The organism is Pseudomonas sp. PDM04 (assembly GCF_014851765.1).
Taxonomy (GTDB): domain Bacteria; phylum Pseudomonadota; class Gammaproteobacteria; order Pseudomonadales; family Pseudomonadaceae; genus Aquipseudomonas.
The window spans coordinates 314,881-336,991 of record NZ_JACVAI010000006.1 but is presented as its reverse complement, the minus strand read 5'-3'; the positions used below and the strand labels follow the sequence as shown (position 1 = coordinate 336,991).

The 22,111-nt window shown below is 63.5% G+C and carries 17 protein-coding genes; 13 read left to right on the top strand and 4 right to left on the bottom strand.

Annotated elements, in window-relative coordinates; genetic code table 11:
- Positions 1–2 precede the first annotated feature (2 nt).
- The 3 genes from cobN (at position 3) to IB249_RS23525 (ending at position 5,577) form a co-directional block, all read left to right on the top strand.
- Positions 3–3,848, top strand: a complete 3,846-nt coding sequence (gene cobN / locus IB249_RS23535) for a cobaltochelatase subunit CobN (RefSeq protein ID WP_192308136.1) — start codon at positions 3–5, stop codon at positions 3,846–3,848.
- 62 nt (positions 3,849–3,910) lie between these two features.
- Positions 3,911–4,912, top strand: a complete 1,002-nt coding sequence (locus tag IB249_RS23530) for an ATP-binding protein (RefSeq protein WP_192308135.1) — start codon at positions 3,911–3,913, stop codon at positions 4,910–4,912.
- 53 nt (positions 4,913–4,965) lie between these two features.
- Positions 4,966–5,577, top strand: a complete 612-nt coding sequence (locus tag IB249_RS23525; protein ID WP_192308312.1) for a VWA domain-containing protein — start codon at positions 4,966–4,968, stop codon at positions 5,575–5,577.
- Between the two features lie 70 nt (positions 5,578–5,647).
- Here the strand turns inward: IB249_RS23525 and poxB are convergent, their stop codons facing one another.
- Together poxB and IB249_RS23515 are read right to left on the bottom strand one after the other, a co-directional pair.
- On the bottom strand, positions 5,648–7,372 hold the full coding sequence (gene poxB, locus IB249_RS23520; protein ID WP_192308134.1) for a ubiquinone-dependent pyruvate dehydrogenase: 1,725 nt from the start codon (positions 7,370–7,372) through the stop codon (positions 5,648–5,650).
- Positions 7,373–7,476: 104 nt separating this feature from the next.
- The gene (locus tag IB249_RS23515; protein ID WP_192308133.1) at positions 7,477–9,033 is read right to left on the bottom strand and encodes an MFS transporter; all 1,557 of its coding nucleotides are present in this window, start codon (positions 9,031–9,033) and stop codon (positions 7,477–7,479) included.
- A gap of 165 nt (positions 9,034–9,198) precedes the next feature.
- Here IB249_RS23515 and IB249_RS23510 point away from each other — a divergent pair, with 165 nt between their 5' ends.
- From IB249_RS23510 to IB249_RS23465, 10 genes are all read left to right on the top strand, one after another.
- Complete coding sequence (locus IB249_RS23510) at positions 9,199–10,065, top strand: LysR family transcriptional regulator (RefSeq protein WP_192308132.1); 867 nt, start codon at positions 9,199–9,201, stop codon at positions 10,063–10,065.
- A 333-nt stretch (positions 10,066–10,398) separates the two neighbouring features.
- Positions 10,399–11,958 (top strand): TerC family protein, encoded by a 1,560-nt coding sequence (locus tag IB249_RS23505; protein WP_192308131.1) that lies wholly within the window; start codon positions 10,399–10,401, stop codon positions 11,956–11,958.
- Between the two features lie 373 nt (positions 11,959–12,331).
- Positions 12,332–13,180, top strand: a complete 849-nt coding sequence (locus IB249_RS23500; protein WP_192308130.1) for a transporter substrate-binding domain-containing protein — start codon at positions 12,332–12,334, stop codon at positions 13,178–13,180.
- 198 nt (positions 13,181–13,378) lie between these two features.
- Positions 13,379–14,041 (top strand): amino acid ABC transporter permease, encoded by a 663-nt coding sequence (locus IB249_RS23495; RefSeq protein ID WP_192308129.1) that lies wholly within the window; start codon positions 13,379–13,381, stop codon positions 14,039–14,041.
- Positions 14,042–14,049: 8 nt separating this feature from the next.
- The gene (locus IB249_RS23490; RefSeq protein ID WP_192308128.1) at positions 14,050–14,712 is read left to right on the top strand and encodes an amino acid ABC transporter permease; all 663 of its coding nucleotides are present in this window, start codon (positions 14,050–14,052) and stop codon (positions 14,710–14,712) included.
- Entirely contained in the window at positions 14,709–15,503 is a 795-nt protein-coding gene (locus tag IB249_RS23485) for an amino acid ABC transporter ATP-binding protein (protein WP_192308127.1), read from the top strand. Before IB249_RS23490 ends, IB249_RS23485 begins: the two co-directional genes overlap by 4 nt.
- A gap of 40 nt (positions 15,504–15,543) precedes the next feature.
- Positions 15,544–15,933, top strand: a complete 390-nt coding sequence (locus IB249_RS23480; protein WP_192308126.1) for a RidA family protein — start codon at positions 15,544–15,546, stop codon at positions 15,931–15,933.
- A gap of 87 nt (positions 15,934–16,020) precedes the next feature.
- On the top strand, positions 16,021–16,785 hold the full coding sequence (locus tag IB249_RS23475) for an IclR family transcriptional regulator (RefSeq protein ID WP_192308125.1): 765 nt from the start codon (positions 16,021–16,023) through the stop codon (positions 16,783–16,785).
- A gap of 39 nt (positions 16,786–16,824) precedes the next feature.
- Positions 16,825–18,042, top strand: coding sequence for an amino acid deaminase (locus IB249_RS23470; protein ID WP_192308124.1), 1,218 nt, complete (start codon positions 16,825–16,827; stop codon positions 18,040–18,042).
- A gap of 143 nt (positions 18,043–18,185) precedes the next feature.
- Positions 18,186–19,142, top strand: coding sequence for a sugar kinase (locus tag IB249_RS23465; RefSeq protein WP_192308123.1), 957 nt, complete (start codon positions 18,186–18,188; stop codon positions 19,140–19,142).
- Here IB249_RS23465 and IB249_RS23460 read toward each other — a convergent pair.
- Complete coding sequence (locus IB249_RS23460) at positions 19,130–19,405, bottom strand: peptidylprolyl isomerase (RefSeq protein WP_192308122.1); 276 nt, start codon at positions 19,403–19,405, stop codon at positions 19,130–19,132. The two genes, IB249_RS23465 and IB249_RS23460, sit on opposite strands and share 13 nt — an antisense overlap.
- A gap of 74 nt (positions 19,406–19,479) precedes the next feature.
- A complete protein-coding gene (locus tag IB249_RS23455) occupies positions 19,480–22,008 on the bottom strand; it encodes a PAS domain-containing protein (protein WP_192308121.1) in 2,529 nt (842 codons plus the stop codon).
- Positions 22,009–22,111: the final 103 nt, after the last annotated feature.

The following is a 22,111-nucleotide window of genomic DNA, read 5'->3' as shown; positions in this document are numbered from 1 at the left end:
CCATGCACCTGCTCAGGACCCAGCCCGGCGGTTTCGTGTCGGATGACAACATCGCCGACCTTGGACAAACCCCCGCCGAGCTGGTGATCCTGTGCAGCGGTGATTCCAGCCTGGCGTTGCTCGCCGAAGCGGCGCAGCAGTTGCCCGATGACTACCCGAGCGTGCGCCTGGCCAACCCGATGCAGGTGCAGAACCATGCCTCGGTCGACCTGTATGTCGACGAAGTACTGCGTCATGCCAGGGTGATTCTGGTCTCGCTGCATGGCGGCATCGCCTATTGGCGTTATGGCGTCGAGCAACTGATCGAGCTTTCCCGCCGTGGCGTGCAGCTGATTCTGGTGCCGGGTGACGACCGCCCGGACCCGGAGCTCAGCGACCTGAGCACGGTGACGGCCGAGGATCGTGATCGGCTCTGGCATTACCTGCGTCAAGGCGGCATGGCCAACGCCCTGGATCTGTTTCGTTGCCTTGCCAATCGCTGGCTGGATCGCGACTACCCATGGGGCGAGCCGCAAACCTTGCCGCGCACGGCGATTTATCACCCGCGCAAAAGCCCGGCACAGTTGAGCGACTGGCAAGCCGACTGGCAGGCTGACCAACCGGTGGCGGCGGTGTTGTTTTACCGCTCGCACCTGCAGGCGGCGAACACTGCGTTCATCGATGTGTTCTGTCAGCGCCTGCAAGCGGCAGGGCTCAATCCCTTGCCGGTGGCCGTGGCCAGCCTGAAAGAGCCCGGCTGTCTGACGGTGGTCGAGGACTGGCTGGACGACGTCGACGCCTCGGTGATCCTCAATACCACCGGTTTCGCCCAGTCCAGCCCGGAAGCGCCGCACCTGCGCCCGTTTCGTCGCAACATCCCGGTGATCCAGGCCATCTGCGCCCAGGACAACGAACCCGGCTGGCGCGCCAGCGAGCAGGGGCTCGGGCCACGGGATCTGGCGATGCATATTGCGCTCCCGGAACTGGACGGCCGCATCATCAGCCGCCCGATCAGTTTCAAGGACCTGGCCTGGCGCAGCGAGCGCAGTCAGTCCGATGTGGTGTGCTACCGGGCCGCGCCCGAGCGCATGGATTTCGTCGCCGAACTGGCCAGGCGCTGGGTCGAACTGGGTCGGGTGCCGAACAGCGAAAAACGCATCGCTCTGGTGCTCGCCAACTACCCGACCCGGGACGGACGCATTGGCAACGGCGTCGGCCTCGACACACCGGCTGCGGCCTTGAATATCCTGCGGGCCTTGCAGCAACAGGGGTATCCGTTGTCGGCGCAGTTGCCGGACAGCGGCACCGCGTTGATCCAGCAATTGCTCGGCGGTGTCAGCAATGACCTTGACCACCTCGACCTGCGCCCGTGCAATCAGAGCCTGGCACTGGATGACTACCAGCATCTGTTCAGCGCCTTGCCCGAGGCCAATCGCCAGGCGGTGCTGGAGCGCTGGGGCGCACCGGAAAACGACCCGATGTGCCGTGACGGGCGGATGATGATCGCCGGCCTGCGCTTTGGCCTGACCTTCGTGGGCATCCAGCCCGCGCGCGGCTACCAAGTGGACCCGAGTGCGGTGTACCACGACCCTGACCTGGTGCCGCCGCACGGTTACCTGGCGTTCTATTTCTGGCTGCGCCATGCCTACGGTGCCCACGGGGTGATCCACGTCGGCAAGCACGGCAACCTCGAATGGCTGCCGGGCAAGGGCGTCGGCCTGTCGCAAAACTGCTGGCCCGATGCGCTGCTCGGTCCGCTGCCGAACATCTATCCGTTCATCGTCAACGACCCGGGCGAGGGCGCCCAGGCCAAGCGGCGCACCCAAGCGGTGATCATCGACCACTTGATGCCGCCGCTGACCCGGGCCGAGACCTACGGTCCGCTGCGCAACCTGGAGTTGCTGGCCGACGAATATTACGAAGCGCAGTTGCTCGACCCACGCCGAGCGCGGGAGCTGCAGCGCGACATCCTGCAACTGGTGCGCGAGACCCATATCGACCGCGAATTGCAGTTGGGCGAACAGCTCGACAGCGACGCGGATGCGGCGATCTGGCTGCCGCGCCTGGACACCTACCTGTGCGACCTGAAGGAGTCGCAGATCCGCGATGGCCTGCACATCTTTGGCGAGTCGCCGGTCGGGCGCTTGCGCACTGACACCCTGCTGGCGCTGTTGCGCATTCCCCGTGGCGATGGACGCGGTGCGCAGTCGAGCCTGTTGCGGTCGCTGGCCAAGGCGTTCGCGTTGGGCTTCGATCCGCTGGACTGCGCATTGGCCGAGCCGTGGACCGGGCCGCGCCCCGAGGCGTTGCAGGCGCTGAGCGACGAGCTCTGGCGCACGGCGGGCGACACCCGCGAGCGCCTGGAGTTGTTTGCCATGCAGCTGATTGCCCAGACGCTGGATACCCCCTGTGGGAGCGAGCTTGCTGGCAATAGTGTGTCAGTCGACTCCACTGTGTCTGATACTCCATCGCGAGCAAGCTCGCTCCTACAGGAGGGGGTGCGGTGGGACGACGTCCGCACGATTCTCGACAATCTGCGCGACGTGGTCGCCCCGCGCCTGGATGCCTGCGGCCCGGCTGAAATGGGCGGGTTGCTCGACGCCCTCGGTGGCCGTTTCGTTCCGGCTGGGCCGAGCGGCGCACCGAGTCGCGGTCGCTTGGACGTGCTGCCCACCGGGCGCAACTTCTACTCGGTGGACGTTCGCAACCTGCCCACCACCACGGCGTGGCGCATCGGTTTCCAGTCGGCCACCCTGATTCTCGAACGGCACTTGCAGGATCACGGCGACCACCTGCGTCAGCTTGGCCTGTCCGTCTGGGGCACCGCGACCATGCGCACGGGCGGTGACGACATCGCCCAGGCCATGGCGCTGATGGGCGTGCGGCCGGTGTGGGCGACGGGCAGTCAGCGGGTCGACGATTTCGAGATCCTGCCGCTGAGCCTGCTCGACCGCCCTCGGGTCGACGTGACTCTGCGCGTTTCCGGGTTCTTTCGTGACGCGTTTGCCAACCTGATTCGCCTGTTCGACGCGGCCGTGCAAGCGGTGGCCGCGCTGGACGAGCCGGACGATCTCAACCCCCTGGCCGCCAAAGTCCGCGCTGAACAGGCCAGTCTGATGCAGGCAGGGCTGGATGAAGAGGCGGCTCGGCGCCAGGCCGGCTGGCGCATTTTCGGGGCCAAGCCCGGTGCCTATGGTGCCGGCGTGCAGGGCGCCATCGACGGCCGCCTGTGGCAAAGCCGCGAGGACCTGGCCGAGGTGTACCTGAACTGGGGTGGCTACGCCTACGGCGGTTCCGACGAAGGCACCGCCGCCCGCGAACCGTTCGCGCGGCGCCTGAGCCAGGTTCAGGCGGTGCTGCAAAACCAGGACAATCGCGAGCATGACTTGCTCGATTCCAATGATTATTACCAGTTCCAAGGGGGCATGCTGGCTGCCGTGGAAAGCCTCGGCGGCGCTGCAGCGGCCAGCTACCATGGCGATCACAGCCAGCCGGACCTGCCGAAGATTCGCACGCTGAAGGAAGAGCTGAACCGGGTCATCCGCGCCCGGGCGGCGAACCCGAAGTGGCTCGAGGGCGTCAAGCGCCACGGCTATAAAGGCGCGTTCGAAATGGCGGCGACGGTCGATAACCTGTTCGCGTTCGATGCGACCACGCAGTTGATCGACGATCACCAGTACGCATTGCTGGCCGATGCCTACCTGCTCGACCCGGCGACCCGTGATTTCGTCCGCGAACACAACCCGCACGCCTTGCGCGACATGACCGAACGTATGCTCGAAGCGCAGCAGCGGGGGATGTGGAAAGACCCCGGGGAGTACCGCGAGGCGCTGGAAAACCTGTTGCTGGATATCGAAGAAGATGGCTGAGCACCCTGACGCTTGCACAATGACTGGATTGGCCTGCCACCGACCATGACCGAGATTGAATAATGACCGACACCCCACATTTCCCGCTTTCCGCCGTGGTCGGCGCCGACGACTTGAAGCTGGCGTTGTACCTCACCGCGATCGACCCGAAGATCGGCGGGGTGTTGATCGAAGGTCCGCGCGGCATGGCCAAGTCGACGTTGGCCCGTGGCCTGGCGGACCTGCTGGCCAGCGGGCAGTTCGTCACCTTGCCTTTGGGCGCCACGGAAGAGCGGCTGGTCGGCACCCTCGACTTGGACGCGGCCTTGAGCGAAGGGCGTGCGCAGTTTTCCCCGGGCGTACTGGCCAAGGCGGACGGCGGCGTGCTCTATGTCGATGAAGTGAATTTGCTCCCGGACCACCTGGTGGACCTGCTGCTCGACGTCGCCGCCAGCGGCACCAACCTGATCGAGCGCGACGGCATTTCCCATCGGCACTCGGCAAAGTTCGTGCTGATCGGCACGATGAACCCGGAAGAGGGCGAGTTGCGCCCGCAATTGCTCGACCGCTTTGGTCTGAACGTCGCCCTCGGCGGCCATACCGCGCCGGAACAACGCGGCCAGATCATTCGCCGGCGCCTGGACTTCGACAGCGACCCGCAAGGCTTCTGTGCCGAGTGGGAGCACCGGCAACAATCGCTGCGCGAACGCTGTGAGCAGGCGCGCTGTGCATTGGCCAGCATCCCGCTGGACGATGCCGCCCTGGCGCAGATCACCGAGCGCTGCTTTGCCGCTGGCGTCGACGGCCTGCGGGCGGATCTGGTCTGGTTGCGCGCGGCCCGTGCCCATGCCGCCTGGCGAGGGGCAGGTGCGATTGCCGGGGAAGACATCGACGCCGTGGCCGATTTCGCTTTGCGCCATCGGCGTCGCGAGCCATCGCCACCCCGGCCGCAGCAACCCGCGCCAGCCCCGGCCGGGCAAGACGCCAGCCCCGGTGAAGGCCAGGGACAATGGGGCGAAATGCCCGCCCAGGCCTTGCCGGTCGGTGCTCGTCGTGAAGTGCCGAGCTGGCCAAAAAAGCCCTAGGCATTCGCCCTCGATCTGCTGCGGGGGCGAATGCCAAACCCCGCGCCGGATGCCTGGAGCAGGGCAGACAGGGCAAACGACGGGTCGCGCGCGATGGCTCGGTCAACTGGCCCGGCACTTTGCTCAACGGCCGGCCGCGCCAGCGCCAGGACCTGCAGTTTCAGTTGCGCACCCGTTCGCCCCATGAGCTGTGGCTGGTGATCGTCGACGCCTCGGCATCGACTCGCCGGCACCGGGCCCTGAGCGATGCCAAGGGTTTGCTGGCGCAATTGTTCGATGACGCTTACCGCCAGCGTGCGCGCCTGGCGTTGCTGACAGCCAGCGGTGCCGCGCCGAAGTGGCAGGTGCAAGGCTTGAAAGCATCCAGTTCATTGGGTCGCTGGCTCGACAGCCTCGGCGCGGGTGGCGGCAGCCCGTTACTCGCAGCCCTGAACGAAGCGGGGCGCTGGCTGGCGGTTCGGCGCAAACGCTTCCCGGCAGAACAGCAGCGCGTGCTGGTGGTGACCGACGGACGCCTGAAAGACTGGGCGTCCTTGCCTTCGCTGGACTGCCCGGGATTGCTCATCGACATCGAGCGCGGCCCGATTCGACTGGGTCGGGCAAAACAACTGGCCGCGCAGTTGCAGGCAGATTATCGGCATATCGATGAGCCGGTTGCAGGCTGAGATTGACCTGGCCGGCCAGCCCTTCGCGAGCAAGCCGGGGTAATTCCCACATCCCTGTGGGAGTGAGTCTTCAACGAAACCAGTTGGTCCGCGCCAATTCGATTACCTCATCCCCGCGCCCACTCATAACGGCTTTGAGCATGTACAAACTGAAGCCCTTGGCCTGTTCCAACTTGATGGTCGGTGGCATCGCCAGTTCCTGGGTCGCGGTGACCACATCCACCAGAACCGGCCCGTCGTGCGCCATCGCCCGGCGCAAGGCAGGTTCGAGGTCTGCCGATTCCGCGACGCGAATGCCCAATATGCCCATGGCATTGGCCATCGCCGCAAAGTCGGGATTGTGCAGGTCCGTGCCGGTATCGAGCAGCCCGCTGGATTTCATTTCCATGGCGACAAAGCCCAGGGACGCGTTGTCGTAGACGATGATTTTCACCGGCAACTTCAACTGCGCCAGGGAAATGAAGTCGCCCATCAACATGCTGAAGCCGCCGTCGCCGGACAGCGAAATAACCTGCCGCTCGGGGTAGGCGGCCTGGGCGCCGATTGCCTGGGGCATGGCGTTGGCCATCGAGCCGTGGTTGAACGAACCGAGCAGGCGCCGTTTGCCGTTCATTTTCAAATAGCGCGCCGCCCACACTGTTGGCGTGCCAACGTCGGCGGTGAAGATCGCGTCGTCATCGGCCAGTTCGCTGAGCAGGCGTGTGAGGTATTGCGGATGAATCGGCCGACCGGGCGCCGAGGGTTGCGCCAGGTCATCCAGCCCCTGACGAGCCTTTTCATAGTGCTTGAGTGAGGCGTCGAGAAAACTGCGGTCGCTCTTGTACGGCAAGCGCGGCAACAGCGCCGCGAGGGTTTCGCCGACGTCGGCAACGATACCCAGGTCCAGCGACGTACGACGTCCCAGCGCTTGCGGGTCGTGATCGATCTGAATGATGGTCGCGTCCGTGGGGTAGAACTGGCGATAGGGAAAGTCCGTGCCCAGCATCAGCAATGTGTCGCAGTTGAGCATGGCGTGGTATCCCGAACTGAAACCGATCAACCCCGTCATGCCGACGTCGAACGGGTTGTCCCACTCGACGTGTTCCTTGCCGCGCAGCGCATGCACCACCGGCGCGCCAAGGGCTTCGGCCAGCGCCACCACTTGATCATGGGCGCCCGCGCAACCGGCGCCGCACATCAGTGTCACGGCTTTGCTCTGACTCAAGCGCTCGGCCAGTCGATCCAGATCCTGGGGGGCGGGCAGGGTGCGCGGCCGGGAAAGCGCCGGCCACGATTTTTGCTGGTCGTCGACTTCCAGCAGGGCGACGTCGCCGGGAATCACCACCACTGCCACGCCACGGTTGAGGATGGCGCTGCGCATTGCGCGGTGCAGCACCTGTGGCATCTGTGCCGGACTGCTCACCAGTTCGACGAAATGGCTGCACTCCTTGAACAACTCCTGCGGATGGGTCTCCTGGAAGTAATTCAGGCCCACTTCGGAAGACGGGATCTGTGCGGCAATCGCCAGCACCGGCACATGGTTCCTGTGGCAATCGAACAGCCCGTTGATCAAGTGCAGGTTTCCCGGCCCGCAACTGCCGGCGCACACCGCCAGCTCACCCGTCAGTGCGGCATCGGCGCCGGCGGCAAATGCCGCGACTTCTTCGTGGCGCACGTGCATCCATTCGATGCTCTCCATGGTCCGCAGCGCTTCGGTCAAGCCGTTGAGGCTGTCGCCGGTCAGGCCCCAGATACGTTTGACGCCGGCCTGTTCCAGGGTGTTTGCCAGTTGCCGGGCAAGGGTGATTTTCGCCATGGGTCCTCCAGTGAGCAATGAGTTGTCCTCGGGATTAAAAGAGGACAACACAACGCTCGACATGACTCACGCCGATTTGCGCCAACTTGCCGCAGGGGCACGCGTCAGGCACGCGCCCTGCGCGTGGCAGCCACTGCCGGTGCGCTGCCGGCCAGTGGAATCGGATGGCGCATCAACGTCCCCACCACCAGCGCACCCAGCAGGCCGAGTCCACCCGCCACCGCCAGCAGCAACGTGAATCCGCCGACGAAGGCCTGGCGGGCCAGGGGCTCGATCAGCGGTTGGGCACTGTCCGGGAGCAGGCTCATGGCCGCCGCCATATCGCCGGCCACCACGCGTGAGGCAATGCCCTGGGCCTGATCGAGCCACTGCGTACCCTGTGCCGACAAACTGCCGCGCAGCAAGTGTTCGGTGTGACTGGACAGCAACGCACCGTACACGCCGATGGCCAGTACGATGGCGCTGAAGCGCATGGTGGTGCTCATGCCTGACGCCATGCCGGTCCGCTCGCGAGGCACGCAGGCCATGATGTTCTTCTGCGTGTCGCCATTGAGCAAGCCGGCTCCGGCACCGGTCACGGCGATCGCCAGGGCGAACGGCAGGTAACCGCCGCTGCCGACCGCCCAGGCGCTGAGCAGGTTGCCGCCGCCGACCAGGGCCAAGCCGCTCGCCATCATCGTCGCTGGCGCAAACCGGCTGGACAGGCGCACGCCAATGCGTGGGCAGATCAGCATGGTCAGGGCAAACGGCAACATGCCCAGGCCCGATGCAATCGCGGAGAAACCCAGGCCGTTCTGCAGGTAGAACGGCAGCAGCGTCATCATCACCTGGGCGCAACCGGCGTAGGCGAACATGCCCAGCAGCGCGCCGATGAAGCGCGGGTGACGGAACAATTGCAGGTCGACCATCGGCCGTCGTTGCAGGCGTTCGATGACCACGAACAGGCCGAGCAGCAGGGCGCCGCCGATCAGCCTGGCGTAGGTGATCGGGTTGCTCCAGCCAATCCGGTTGGCCTCGATCAGGCCCCAGATCAGGCACAGCAAGCTGCCACTGAATGCCAGGCTGCCCCATGGATCGAGGCGTGCTGACTGCGGATCGCGGGATTCCGGCACCGCCCGCCAGACCATGGCCATCAGCAACAGACCGACGGGCAGGTTGAGGTAGAAAATCCAGCGCCAGCCGATGGACTCGGTGATCAGCCCGCCGAGGGTCGGCGCGGCGGTCATCGCCACCCCCATGCAAGCGCCCCAGAACGCCCAGGCCTTGGCCCGTTCCACTTCATCGTGGAAGGTGTGACCGATGGAGGCCAGGGCCGAGGTCAGCAGCAGCGCGGCACCCACGCCTTTGATCGCCCGGGCCATGTCGAGGAACAGCGCATTGGGCGCCGCGCCGCAGCCGATGGATGCCAGGATGAACAGACTCAGGCCGCAGAGCAGGGTTTTCTGCCGGCCAAAGCGGTCGGCGATGCTGCCGGCCGGCAACAGCAGGGCGGCGAACGCCAGCATGTAGGCGCTGACCACCCATTCGATGTCGGCAAAGTTGGCGCCCAGGTCGCGGGCGATGGTCGGCAGGGTGACGGCGACGATGTTGGTGTCCAGGACGATCAACGAACAGACGCCGGAGGCGGTCAGCAAGGTCAGGCGTGGATTGACCCGGTTCATGATGTGATTGCCTTTTGGGCAAGGGCGCAGGCAATGGCCGGCTGAATGAGTTTGACGTGCATGGTATGGGCTCTCTACTGTGTTTGCAGAGGGAGCTTATCGCGGCCCGTCAGTGGCTTCGTTAGCCCGGCTTCGACACTTCATTACCTTTGAGCTAATGCAACCATGGATATCCGGCATTTCCGCTATTTTCTGGCCGTTGCGCGGCAGGGCAACTTCACCCGCGCCGCTGAGCAACTCGGTATCGCGCCGCCGACACTGACCCGGCAGATCCAGGACATGGAAAACGAACTCGGCACCCGGTTGTTCGTGCGCCAGACCCGGGAAGTCAGCCTGACCGAGGCGGGCGCGGCCCTGATGGTCGAAGCCGAGGCGACCGTGCGCCAATTCGAATACGCCCAGCAAAACGCCCAGCGCGCCGGACGCGGGGAGATCGGGCACATCGAATTGGGCTACGTGGCCTCGGCGGTGTATTCAGGATTGCTGCAAAAGCAGGTGCAGGTGTTCAGTCGCGAGTGCCCGGACGTCAGCCTCAACGTGCGCGAATATCCCATGGCGTCGTTGCCGGCGATGGTGCTCGAGGGGCGCTTCGATATCGGTTACGTCCGATCGCCCATGACCTTGCCCGAAGGCCTTGAAGCCATCCGCCTGGATGCCGAAGGCTTCGTGTTGGCGCTGCCGGGCGAGTCCTGGTTGTGCCGTTTGAGCGAGATTGGGCCGGAGCATCTGCAAGGCGAGACTTTCATCCTGCCGGAGCAGATCAGCGGCACCCTGCAAGTGGCCGCCGAGGGCGGATTTGCGCCGAAGCTGGGGGCGCAACCGGGTGGGCTGGTGGCGGTGCTGGCACTGGTGTCCCTGGGGCAAGGCGTGGCCGTGGTGCCTGAGTCGGTGGTCGGCCATGTGGGCTTGCCCGGTGTGGTGTACCGGCCGATCAAGGGGAGCGAGGCCAGTTCGTGGCTGTCGTTGATTCATCGACGGTTCGAGAAGTCAGCGGCCGTGGTGCGGTATATCCAGCGGGCCAGTAACCGCTGAAGGCATCGCGAGCAGATTCACTGCGGGAGTGAGCCTGCTCGCGATAGTCTTGTTCAAGTCGGTACTTCTACAGATTTTGTAATGATTTCCAGCTGTGGGAAAAGTCGGTTTCCCTTGTACGCTTCAAGGCCTTTTTCCTTTCAGGATCTGCATGAACACCCTCTCGGAGCCTCCCAGTTACCCTTTCCCCTCGCGCCAATGCGCGCGCGTCACGTACGTGAAACACCCGGTCTTTCGACGACTCAATACCTTTGACATGACAACTCCACGGCCCTTGCGCCGCGCCTTGCCGTGCCCGGCATTCTGAATTGACGAACGGATCGAGAAATTTTTATGGAATGGATCGCTGACCCCACCGCCTGGCTGGGCCTGTTGACTTTGATCGTGCTGGAGCTGGTGCTCGGCATCGACAACCTGGTGTTTATCGCCATCCTTGCGGACAAACTGCCCCCCGAGCAGCGCGACCGTGCGCGCATCATCGGTTTGTCCCTGGCGCTGATCATGCGGCTCGGCCTGCTGGCGAGCATTTCCTGGCTGGTGACCTTGACCCAGCCGTTGTTCGAGGTGTTCGACAAGAGCTTCTCCGGACGTGACCTGATCATGCTGTTCGGCGGCGTGTTCCTGCTGTTCAAGGCCACGATGGAATTGCACGAACGCCTCGAGGGCCATGTCGGCGAGCGCTCGGCCAGCACCACTTATGCCTTGTTCTGGCCCATCGTGGCGCAGATCGTGGTGCTCGATGCGGTGTTCTCCCTGGATGCGGTGATCACCGCCGTGGGCATGGTCGATGAGTTGTCGGTGATGATGATCGCGGTGATCATTTCCATCGGCCTGATGATCGTTGCCAGCAAACCGCTGACGCGCTTCGTCAACGCGCACCCGACGGTGATCATGTTGTGCCTGGGCTTCCTGATGATGATCGGCTTTGCGCTGACCGCCGAAGGCCTGGGTTTCCACATTCCCAAAGGCTACCTGTACGCGGCCATCGGGTTCTCGATCCTGATCGAGGTGTTCAACCAGATTGCCCGCGCCAGGCGCAAGCGCTCCATGCAAGGCCTGCGACCCCTGCGCGAACGGACTGCACATGCGGTGATGCGCTTGCTCGGCGGACGCAAACTGGCGGTGGAGGAGGTGGGCGAGGAAATCGCCGATATGCTCGACAACGGCGAAGCGCCGGGCGAAGAGCTGTTCGACCGCCGCGAACGGGTGATGATCAGTGGCGTGCTGCAATTGGCAGAGCGCCCGATCCGTACGTTGATGACCGTGCGCGCGGATGTCGATCACATTGATCTGACCGATGATGCGGAGACCATTCGTACGCGACTGATGCATTCGTCCTACTCACGGTTGCCGCTGATCCGTGAGGGCGCAGTGGATGAGCCATTGGGCTTCGTGCACAAGAAGGAGCTGCTCAAGGAGTACCTGGCGGGTAACGAACCGGACCTGGCTCATCTGGCGCGCCAGGCCATCAACCTGCTGGACAGTTATTCGATCCTCAATGCCCTGGAGCAGATGCGCAAGGCGTCGACCCACATTGCCTTCGTGGTCAATGAATTCGGCGACTTCGTCGGGGTGCTGACCATGACCGACATCCTCGAATCGATTGCCGGCGAGCTACCGGATGCCAGCGAAATCGAAGGCCCGGACGTGGTCGAAGAGCAGGGCGGTTTCGTCGTCAGCGGTGCGATGAACCTGGCCCGGGTGCGCCAGCGCACCGGTTTTGCCGCAGAACCGACCGACGACTACCAGACCCTCGCCGGGCTGGTGGTGAGCCTGCTGGACCGTCTGCCGATGATTGGCGACAGCCATGAGTGGGCCGGTTGGCGGATGACCGTGATGTCGGTGGAGGAGCGCCGGGTAACGCGGGTGTTACTGGCGCGTATCGACCCGTAATGGTGGGAGCGAGCCTGCTCGCGAAGGCGGTGGCACCTTACAACGATGCTGATTGACTGGCTCGCCGCAACCGCGAGTAGGCTCGCGCCCACAGGGGAGGCATCCCGGCTGTGGGCGCGGCGAGACCTCCAACAACCCGCTCACGAGCCATTGTGGTGCAAATACCCGCCCCACTGTGGCCAACGGTAGCGCTATGCCGCCGTGCCGTTGCGTCACGCATTGCTCGCACTTCATCTCATCTTCCTGATTCCAAACACTTTTCAAATTCCCCTCCCGGCCGGCAGCAACCTGTGGCACACTTTCTGCTGCCTATTCCGTTGTTACATACCAAGTTCCGGTATAACGGAATAGCCATCCTTCAGGAGTGCTTGCCATGCGTCGCCGACCTTCCTTGTTCAAAGCGTGTGTTTTTCTTTTTGCAGCTTCGGCTGCTGCCATGGGCGTGGCCCAGGCGGCAGACAGCAAGCTGGACAGTGTGCTGGCCCGCGGAAAACTGATCGTCGGGACGGGCAGTACCAACGCGCCGTGGCACTTCCAGGGAGCGGACGGCAAGTTGCAAGGGTTCGATATCGACATCGGTCACATGATTGCCAAGGGGCTGTTCAACGATCCGGACAAGGTTGAGTACGTAGTGCAGTCCTCCGATGCCCGGATTCCCAACCTGCTGACCGACAAGGTCGACATCAGTTGCCAGTTCATCACCGTCACCGCCAGTCGTGCCCAGCAAGTGGCATTCACCTTGCCGTACTACCGCGAAGGTGTCGGTCTGCTGCTGCCGGCCAACAGCAAGTACAAGGAAATCGAAGACCTCAAAGCCGCCGGGGACAGCGTTACCGTGGCCGTGCTGCAAAACGTCTACGCCGAGGAACTGGTGCATCAGGCGCTGCCCAAGGCCAAGGTCGACCAGTACGACAGCGTGGACCTGATGTATCAGGCCGTGAACTCCGGCCGCGCCGATGCTGCGGCGACCGATCAGTCGTCGGTCAAGTACCTGATGGTGCAGAACCCTGGCCGTTACCGCAGCCCGGCTTACGCCTGGAGCCCGCAGACCTACGCCTGTGCGGTCAAACGCGGCGACCAGGACTGGCTGAACTTCGTCAACACTGCCTTGCATGAAGCCATGACCGGCGTCGAGTTCCCGGCCTACGCGGCGTCCTTCAAGCAGTGGTTCGGTGTCGACCTGCCGACCCCGGCGATTGGCTTCCCGGTCGAATTCAAATGAAAACTGCTGCGGGCTGCGCGCGAAACACTGCGTTGAAAACAGGCTTGAAAGGCTCATTGACTGAGGTCAAGTCGGGCGCGCCCCTGGCCGTTACTCGCCCGTTTTCGCCTTGTCTTTCCTTCGCTCGCGACGTTTCCGATTGTTGAATGAAGAGCGGGAGTCGATGTTGCATCGCCCCCGCTCAAGGTACTGCTGACCATGAACTATCAGTTGAACTTTGCGGCCGTGTGGCGCGACTTCGACACCTTGCTGGTGGGGCTCGGCCTGGGCTTGCAACTGGCACTGCTGTCGATCGCCATCGGCTGCGTGATCGGCCTGATGATGGCGTTTGCCTTGTTGTCCAGGCATCGCGTGCTTCGGGTGCTGGCGTCGGTGTATGTGACGGTGATCCGCAACACGCCGATTCTGGTGTTGATCCTGTTGATCTACTTTGCCTTGCCGAGCCTGGGCATTCGCCTGGACAAGATTCCCTCGTTCATCATCACCCTGTCGCTGTATGCCGGGGCGTACCTGACCGAGGTGTTTCGCGGTGGGTTGCTGAGCATTCCCAAGGGCCAGCGCGAAGCCGGCCTGGCCATCGGCCTGGGGGAGTGGCAGGTCAAGGCTTACGTCACCGTGCCGGTGATGCTGCGCAATGTGTTGCCGGCGCTGTCGAACAACTTCATTTCGCTGTTCAAGGACACCTCGCTGGCGGCGGCGATCGCCGTGCCGGAGCTGACCTATTACGCGCGCAAGATCAATGTCGAGAGCTACCGGGTGATTGAAACCTGGCTGGTGACCACAGCGCTCTATGTTGCGGCCTGTTACCTCATTGCCATGATGCTGCGTTACCTCGAGCAGCGCCTGGCGATCCGCCGTTAGGAGGCCCCATGTACGAATCACCCAGTTGGTTGCATGAGTTATGGGTTGCCCGCGAACCGTTGTGGCAAGGCTTTCTGACCAGCGTGCAGGTCTCGGCCCTGGCGATCCTGTTGGGCACGATGGTCGGCATCGTCGCCGGCCTGGTGCTGACCTACGGCAAATTCTGGATGCGCGCGCCGTTTCGTTTCTACGTTGACCTGATTCGCGGCACGCCGGTGTTCGTGCTGGTGCTGGCCTGCTTCTACATGGCGCCGGCCCTGGGCTGGAAGATCAGCGCGTTCCAGGCGGGGGCGCTGGGGCTGACGTTGTTCTGCGGTTCCCACGTCGCCGAGATCGTGCGCGGCGCGCTGCAAGCCTTGCCCAGCGGGCAGATGGAGGCGAGCAAGGCCATCGGCCTGACGTTCTATCAGGCGCTGGGTTACGTGCTGTTGCCCCAGGCCTTGCGGCAGATCCTGCCGACCTGGGTCAACTCCTCGACCGAGATCGTCAAGGCCTCGACCCTGTTGTCGGTGATCGGCGTCGCCGAGCTGCTGCTCAGCACCCAGCAGATCATTGCCCGGACTTTCATGACCCTGGAGTTTTACCTGTTCGCCGGATTTCTGTTCTTCGTCATCAACTACGCCATCGAATTACTCGGCCGGCACATTGAAAAGCGGGTGGCCTTGCCATGACTCAATCTTCAACCAACCCTCAAAACGGCCAACCGTTGCTGGATATCCGTGGCCTGCACAAGCAGTACGGCAAGCTCGAAGTGCTCAAGGGCGTGGACCTGACCATGCAGCGCGGCAATGTCGTGACGCTGATCGGCTCCAGCGGCTCAGGCAAGACCACGTTGCTGCGCTGCGTGAACATGCTCGAAGAGTTCCAGGGCGGGCAGATCGTGCTCGATGGCGAATCCATCGGCTATGACGAGGTCAACGGCAAGCGCGTCAGGCACCCGGAAAAAGTCATCGCCCGCCATCGGGCCATGACCGGCATGGCGTTCCAGCAGTTCAACCTGTTCCCGCACCTCACCGCGCTGCAGAACGTCACGCTGGGGCTGTTGAAAGTCAAGAAGCTGCACAAGGACGAGGCCGTGGCGCTGGCGGAGAAATGGCTGGAGCGTGTCGGCCTGCTGGAGCGGCGCAATCACTTTCCCGGTCAGTTGTCGGGTGGTCAGCAACAGCGCGTGGCGATTGCCCGGGCCATTGCGATGAACCCCAGCCTGATGCTGTTCGACGAAGTCACCTCGGCCCTCGACCCGGAACTGGTCGGCGAGGTGCTGAACGTGATCAAGGGGCTGGCCGATGAAGGCATGACCATGCTGCTGGTGACCCACGAAATGCGTTTCGCGTTCGAGGTTTCGGACAAGATCGTGTTCATGAATCAGGGGCGTATCGAAGAGCAGGGCCCACCCGAGGAGCTGTTCGAACGCCCGCAATCCCCGCGTCTGGCCGAGTTTCTCAAGAACACGCGGTTTTGACCGTCAGAACCTATTCATTTTTCAATCAGGAGAAACACTCATGAGCATTACCCGTTACGGCACCGGCAGCAGCGCCGGTGGCGGCCAGCCCCGTCCATTCGCCCGCGCCGTTGAAGCCGATGGCTGGCTGCATGTGTCCGGGCAAGTGCCGGCGGTGGATGGCGAAATCATTGTGGGCGGCATTGTCGAGCAGACTCACCAGACCATGAAAAACCTGATCGCCATTCTCGAAGAGGCCGGTTATGGCCTGGAAGACGTCGTGCGTGCCGGCGTCTGGCTGGAGGACCCGCGGGACTTCTGGAGTTTCAACAAGGTGTTCTCCGAGTACTTCAAACCCGAGCACGCCCCGGCGCGGGCCTGTGTGCAGGCGAGCATGATGGTGGACTGCAAGGTCGAGATCGACTGCATCGCCTACAAGAAAAAGGCCTGAGCGTGGCCCCCATCGCCGCGATGACGGCCTAACAGTCGTCACCGCACTCTGGTTAAACTCCCGGCATTTTGAAGGGGATCCACTGACATGACCGAAGACACCATCAAACGCCGGGCCCGGGGTCTGGACCGGGCGTTCGATATTCTCGATTTCCTCAAGGAGATCGGCCAGCCGCTGCGCCCCAATGACATCGCCAGCGGCATCGGCAGCCCAAAGTCCACGGTCTACGAACTGGTGGCCTCGCTACTGGAACGGCGGATCCTCGAGCCCGTGGGCAAGGAAGGTCATGTCTACCTAGGCCGTCAGCTGTATTTTCTCGGGCAGGCGCATCTGCGTCATTTCGACCTGACCCGCGAGGCCGACCATGCCTTGCAGGAAATCGTCAGCCAGACCCGCGAAACCGCGCAGATGTGCCTGCTCAACGGGCGCAAATACACGGTGGCCCTGATGAAAGAGGGCGAGCGGCATTTCCGCATCTCTTCGGACATTGGTGAAAATGCGCCGATTCCCTGGACCGCGTCCGGTCGCCTGTTGCTGGCACACCTCAGCGACCAGGCCATCGTCGACCTGATCGACCCCGACGACTTCATCCTGCCGGACGGCGAACGCCTGCCGCTGGAGCAGTTTCTCGGTGAAATCCGCCAGGCCGGCATCGATGGCTTTTTCTCCTTCGACAGCGTCGCCGACACCTTCACCCATTGCTTTGCCGCGCCGGTCAGGGACGCCAACGGCGTCGCCATCGCGACCCTGTGCATCGTCGCGCCCCGGGCCGATGCGAAGAACAATTACAACGACTATCGCCGGGTGCTGATCGACAGCGCCAACAGCCTCGCCCGGCGTATCAACGAATAACAGCGGCTGCCTGCGGCCGCGAATGCGAGGAGCTCGACCATGCCTACTGCCCGAAACACTGCCGCCGTGGAAAAAGGCTTTGCCCACATCGGCGACCATCTGGTGCGCGACGTCAGCCTGCCGGCGCTGGTGCTGCACCGTGAAGCGCTGGAACACAACATCCACTGGATGCAGACCTTCGTCAGCAACAGCGGTGCGCAGCTTGCGCCCCACGGCAAGACCAGCATGACCCCGGCGCTGTTTCGCCGCCAACTGGACGCCGGCGCCTGGGGCATCACCCTGGCCAGCGCCACGCAAACCCGTGCGGCGTATGCCCATGGCGTGCGCCGGGTGTTGATGGCCAACCAACTGGTCGGTACCGCCAACATGGCCTTGATTGCAGACCTGCTGGCCGACCCGACCTTCGACTTCTACTGCATGGTCGATCACCCGGACAACGTCGCGGACCTGGGGGCGTATTTCGCTTCCCGTGGCGTTCGCCTGAACGTGATGATCGAGTACGGCGTGGTCGGCGGTCGTTGCGGCTGCCGCACCGAGCAGGAAGTCCTCGACCTGGCCAAGGCCATCGACGCCCAGCCATCCCTGGCCTTGACCGGGATCGAAGGCTACGAAGGGGTGATTCACGGCGATCACGCCGTCAGCGGCATTCGTCAATTCGCAGCTTCGCTGGTACGCCTGGCGGTGCAGTTGCAGGACAGCGGCGCCTTCTCCGTTGCCAAGCCGATCATCACCGCGTCGGGTTCGGCCTGGTACGACCTGATCGCCGAGTCCTTCGAAGCGCAGAACGCTGGCGGGCGATTCCTCAGCGTGTTGCGTCCCGGCAGCTACGTGGCGCACGACCATGGCATCTACAAGGAAGCGCAATGCTGCGTGCTCGACCGCCGCAGCGACCTGCACGAAGGCCTGCGCCCGGCCCTGGAAATCTGGGCGCACGTGCAATCGTTGCCGGAGCCGGGGTTTGCCGTGGTGGCCCTGGGTAAGCGCGACGTGGCCTATGACGCTGGCCTGCCGGTTCCGCTGCTGCGCTACAAGGCCGGCGTAGTGCCGGCGAAGGGCGATGACGTCAGCGCCTGCAAGGTGACGGCGGTGATGGACCAGCATGCGTTCATGAGCGTGGCGCCGGGCGTGGAATTGCGCGTGGGGGACATTGTGTCCTTCGGCACCTCGCACCCGTGCCTGACGTTCGACAAGTGGCGCATCGGCTGCCTGGTGGATGACCAACTGACCGTGATCGAGACCATGGAAACCTGTTTCTAGAAACTTGAGACCGCAGTGCGGCCATCGTCGGAACGCCGCCCGGAGCAAGCTCGCTCCCACAGGGTCGTATGGAAACCTGTGGGAGCGAGCCTGCTCGCGATAGGGCCAGACCAGACAACGCAGCAGCAGGAACATGTCCACCCATGAACACTCCAAACACCCCGCGCATCGCCCTGATCGGCGAGTGCATGATCGAACTGCAACACCGCGCCGATGGCAGCCTGCAACAGAGTTTTGGCGGCGACACGCTGAACACCGCGGTGTATCTGGCCCGCGAACTGGGCGAGCGCGGCGCGGTGGATTACGTCACCGCCCTGGGCGATGACAGTTTCAGCGACGCCATGTGCCGGAGCTGGGCCGAGGAAAACATCGGCCTGGACAGGGTGCAGCGTCTGCCGGGTCGCCTGCCGGGGCTGTACTGCATCCAGACCGATGCCAGCGGCGAGCGACGCTTTCTCTACTGGCGCAACGAAGCGGCCGTCCGCGACTGCTTCACCACGCCGTCGGCGGTGCCGATCCTGAAGGCGCTGCCGGATTACGATGTGCTGTATTTCAGCGGCATCACGCTGGCGGTGCTCGGGGCGCAAGGACGGGCGAAATTGCTGGAGGTCCTGATCGATGCGCGGCTACGGGATGCGCGGATCGTCTTCGACAACAATTACCGGCCTCGGCTGTGGGCGTCAGTTGAAGAGGCCCGGGCAGCGTATCGCAGCGTGCTGCCGTACATTGACCTGGCGTTGCTGACCGTGGATGACGAACAGGCGCTGTTCCACTTTGCCGATTGCGACGCGGTGTTCGCCGCCTATGAGCAGATCGGCACGCCCGAGGTGGTGCTCAAACGCGGCGCCGAGGCGTGCCTGATTCGCTGTGGGAGCGAGTCGTTCGAGGTGCCGGCGCAGAAGGTGGCGCGGGTGGTGGACACGACGGCGGCGGGGGATTCCTTCAGTGCGGCGTACCTGGCCAGTCGGCTGATGGGCGGAAGTCCGGTCGAGGCGGCCGAGGCAGGGCATGGGTTGGCGAGTCGGGTGATTCAGGTGCCGGGGGCACTGATCCCCAGGCCAGTGTTGAATGGACGCCCGCCCACCGATCAATCCCGATAAAACACCTGCACCAGGTGATAGCCGAACTTGCTTTTGATCGGCCCGTGCACCACCCGTAGCGGCTTTTTGAAGATCACCGCATCGATCGCCCCGACCATCTGACCTGGCCGGACTTCGCCCAGATCGCCGCCGCGCTTGCCCGACGGGCAAGTGGAGTGCTTCTTGGCCAGCACATCAAAGGCTTCGCCCTTGGCGATGCGTTGTTTGAGTTGCTCGGCTTCTTCCGAGGTTTTCACCAGGATATGGCGGGCTTGAGCTTTCATCGGCAGTACCTTGTAACGGTGATGACTCTGTGGGTGACGGCGAGGGCGGAGGATTATGCCCTAACGCCGTCGGCTTAGCCGATCATCGTGCGAATCTTGTTGGCCAGCAGGTCGATGGAAAACGGCTTGGCCACCATGTCCATGCCTTCTTCGAGGAAACCCTGGCGTTCGGCGGCCTTCTCCGCGTAACCGGTCATGAACAGCACTTTCAATTGTGGTCGGTGCTGGCGGGCGATTTCCGCCAGTTGCCGACCGTTCATGCCCGGCAGCCCGACATCGGTGACCAGCAGGTCGATGCGCAAATCGGACTCCAGCAAGGGCAGGGCGGTCTTCGCATCTTCGGCTTCGTGGGCGTGGTAACCCAGTTCCTTCAACAGGTCGAACACCAGCATGCGCACCGCCGGATCGTCCTCGACCAGCACCACGGTTTCGCCGGCAATGGCCGCCGGTGCCGCGCCACTGAACGGCTGCAGGGTGTTTTCCGCCACCGGGTCTTGCAATCGCGGCAGGTACAGCCGCACGCAAGTGCCCTGGCCCGGCAGGCTGTCGAGGCTGACGTGCCCCCCGGACTGCTGGGCGAAACCGTAGATCATCGAAAGCCCAAGGCCCGTGCCCTGGCCGATGGGTTTGGTGGTGAAGAACGGGTCGAACGCCTTGGCCCGCACGGACGGCGTCATCCCGGTGCCGTTGTCGCTGACGGCAATCATCACGTATTCACCGGCCTTGACCGACTCCAAAGGGCCGATTTCCTGGCTGTCCAGGTGAACGTTGGCGGTCTGGATCAACAGTTCGCCGCCGTCGGGCATGGCATCACGGGCGTTGATCACCAGGTTGAGCAGGGCGTTTTCCAGTTGGCTGACGTCGGTGCTGACCGGCCAGATATTGTCGGCCAGGTCCAGTTTCAATTCGATGTGATCGCCCTTGGTGCGGCTGAACAGATCTTCCAATGAAAGAATCAGTGTGTTGGCGATCAGCGGTTTGCGATCCAGCGACTGGCGCCGGGAGAAGGCAAGCAGACGATGGGTGAGGGCTGCGGCGCGGTTGGCCGAGGACACCGCCGCTTCGGTAAACCGGCCAATCTCGGCGGCGCGCCCCTCGGCGATGTAGCGCTGCATCAGGTCGAGGCTGCCGATGATCCCTGTGAGCATGTTGTTGAAGTCATGGGCGATCCCGCCGGTGAGCTGGCCGACCGCTTCCATTTTCTGCGCGTGGCGCAGGGCGTCCTCGGCGCGCTCGCGTTCGAACATTTCGTTTTGCAGGCGCTGGTTGGCCTCGGCCAGTTGCTGGGTGCGCGAAGCCACGCGTTCTTCGAGGGTTTCATTGAGATTGCGCAAGGCTTCTTCGGTCTGTTTGCGCTCGGTTTCGTCGATCACGAAAATGTAGAAACCGTTGACCGCGCCATCGGCACCGTGGCGAGGCAAGTAGTTCATCAGGGCCTGGCGCGTACTGCCGTCACCATGGGGTGTACTGATGCTGAAACAACAGGGCTTGCCCCTCAGCGCTTCGGCGATGTATTTGGCCCGCAGGGCGTAGGCCGTTTCGCCGAGCACCTCGCGAATGGTCCGTCCGTAAAGTTCCTGCGGCGTCAGGCCGTACCAGTTCAGGTACGCCGCGTTGTTCAGGCGAAAGCGTTCCTCGCTGTCGACATAACTGATCAGGATCGGCATGGCATTGATGATCAGTTGCAGTTCGGTCTGGCTCTGGCGCAGGGCCTGTTCGGTCTGCTTGCGCTCGGTGAGGTCCAGGGCAGCGCCGAGGAAACGTACCGGCCGGCCATGGTGATCCTTGTAGCAGCGACCCCGGGCGAACACCCAGCGCAACTGGCCATCGGCTAGCAGCAGGCGATACTCCACGGCGTATTCGCTGCCCTGGCTGATGCACTGTTTGATGCTGCGCGTGATCAGTGCCCGGTCTTCCGGGTGCACGCCCTCAAGGTAGGCACTGATCGGCAGTTGGCTGGCGAGCTGCGGGTCGACGCCGTGCAATTGAGCGAAGTGACTGTCGACGATGAAGCGATCTTCGCTGATGTCCCAGTCCCAGGTGCCCACTGCGTCGGTGGCGGCCAGCGCCAGTTGCAGACGCTCCTCGGTCTCGCGCTGGGCCTTGAGGCTTGCGGCCGAGCGCTGCTCCAGTTCAAGGGCGATGCGCCGGCGTTCGTTGGTTTGGATGGCGGTGACCAGGATCCCGGCGACCTCGGCGCTTTCATCCCGGATCGGGCTGTAGGTCAAGTCCAGCCAGAGATCGACATCCTTGCCGTCGCGGTGCAGGGTGAAGCGCTGTTCGCTGTAGGTCCGCACCTGGCCCTGAAGGACCGCGCTGTAAATCGGGCCGGTAAAATCCCTGAGCTCCGGCCACATCTGGTGGGTCGATTGTCCGAACGCCTGCGGATGCAGGTTGCCGGTGAGCAGGGCGAAGCCATCGTTGTAGATCTGCGTGAGCTGCGGGCCCCACAGCAACAGCATTGGCATGGGCGAGTGTATGACGATGTCCACCGCCGTGCGCAGGCTCTGTGGCCAGGTACTGGCAGCGCCCAGCGGGGTGCGCGTCCAGTCCAGTCTGGCGATCAAGGCCTGGGCATCGCTGCCGATGGGTGATGGGTTCATCAAAAATATCCTGCACGTCTGCCAGCGTGTCGCGGTCTACTATCCTAGAGCGGTACACGCTGCATGACCCGTCTTCGGGTCATTTCTGTTCATTGAATGCTTC

Excerpts from the sequence above, each read along its gene's own strand:
- IB249_RS23490 (WP_192308128.1), top strand. The coding sequence starts at position 14,050 with ATGTACGAATCACCCAGTTGGTTGCATGAGTTATGGGTTGCCCGCGAA.
- cobN (WP_192308136.1), top strand. The coding sequence starts at position 3 with ATGCACCTGCTCAGGACCCAGCCCGGCGGTTTCGTGTCGGATGACAAC.
- IB249_RS23515 (WP_192308133.1), bottom strand. The coding sequence starts at position 9,033 with ATGAACCGGGTCAATCCACGCCTGACCTTGCTGACCGCCTCCGGCGTC.
- IB249_RS23480 (WP_192308126.1), top strand. The coding sequence starts at position 15,544 with ATGAGCATTACCCGTTACGGCACCGGCAGCAGCGCCGGTGGCGGCCAG.
- IB249_RS23500 (WP_192308130.1), top strand. The coding sequence starts at position 12,332 with ATGCGTCGCCGACCTTCCTTGTTCAAAGCGTGTGTTTTTCTTTTTGCA.
- IB249_RS23495 (WP_192308129.1), top strand. The coding sequence starts at position 13,379 with ATGAACTATCAGTTGAACTTTGCGGCCGTGTGGCGCGACTTCGACACC.
- IB249_RS23530 (WP_192308135.1), top strand. The coding sequence starts at position 3,911 with ATGACCGACACCCCACATTTCCCGCTTTCCGCCGTGGTCGGCGCCGAC.
- IB249_RS23475 (WP_192308125.1), top strand. The coding sequence starts at position 16,021 with ATGACCGAAGACACCATCAAACGCCGGGCCCGGGGTCTGGACCGGGCG.
- IB249_RS23505 (WP_192308131.1), top strand. The coding sequence starts at position 10,399 with ATGGAATGGATCGCTGACCCCACCGCCTGGCTGGGCCTGTTGACTTTG.
- IB249_RS23465 (WP_192308123.1), top strand. The coding sequence starts at position 18,186 with ATGAACACTCCAAACACCCCGCGCATCGCCCTGATCGGCGAGTGCATG.
- IB249_RS23510 (WP_192308132.1), top strand. The coding sequence starts at position 9,199 with ATGGATATCCGGCATTTCCGCTATTTTCTGGCCGTTGCGCGGCAGGGC.
- IB249_RS23470 (WP_192308124.1), top strand. The coding sequence starts at position 16,825 with ATGCCTACTGCCCGAAACACTGCCGCCGTGGAAAAAGGCTTTGCCCAC.
- IB249_RS23460 (WP_192308122.1), bottom strand. The coding sequence starts at position 19,405 with ATGAAAGCTCAAGCCCGCCATATCCTGGTGAAAACCTCGGAAGAAGCC.
- poxB (WP_192308134.1), bottom strand. The coding sequence starts at position 7,372 with ATGGCGAAAATCACCCTTGCCCGGCAACTGGCAAACACCCTGGAACAG.
- IB249_RS23485 (WP_192308127.1), top strand. The coding sequence starts at position 14,709 with ATGACTCAATCTTCAACCAACCCTCAAAACGGCCAACCGTTGCTGGAT.
- IB249_RS23455 (WP_192308121.1), bottom strand. The coding sequence starts at position 22,008 with ATGAACCCATCACCCATCGGCAGCGATGCCCAGGCCTTGATCGCCAGA.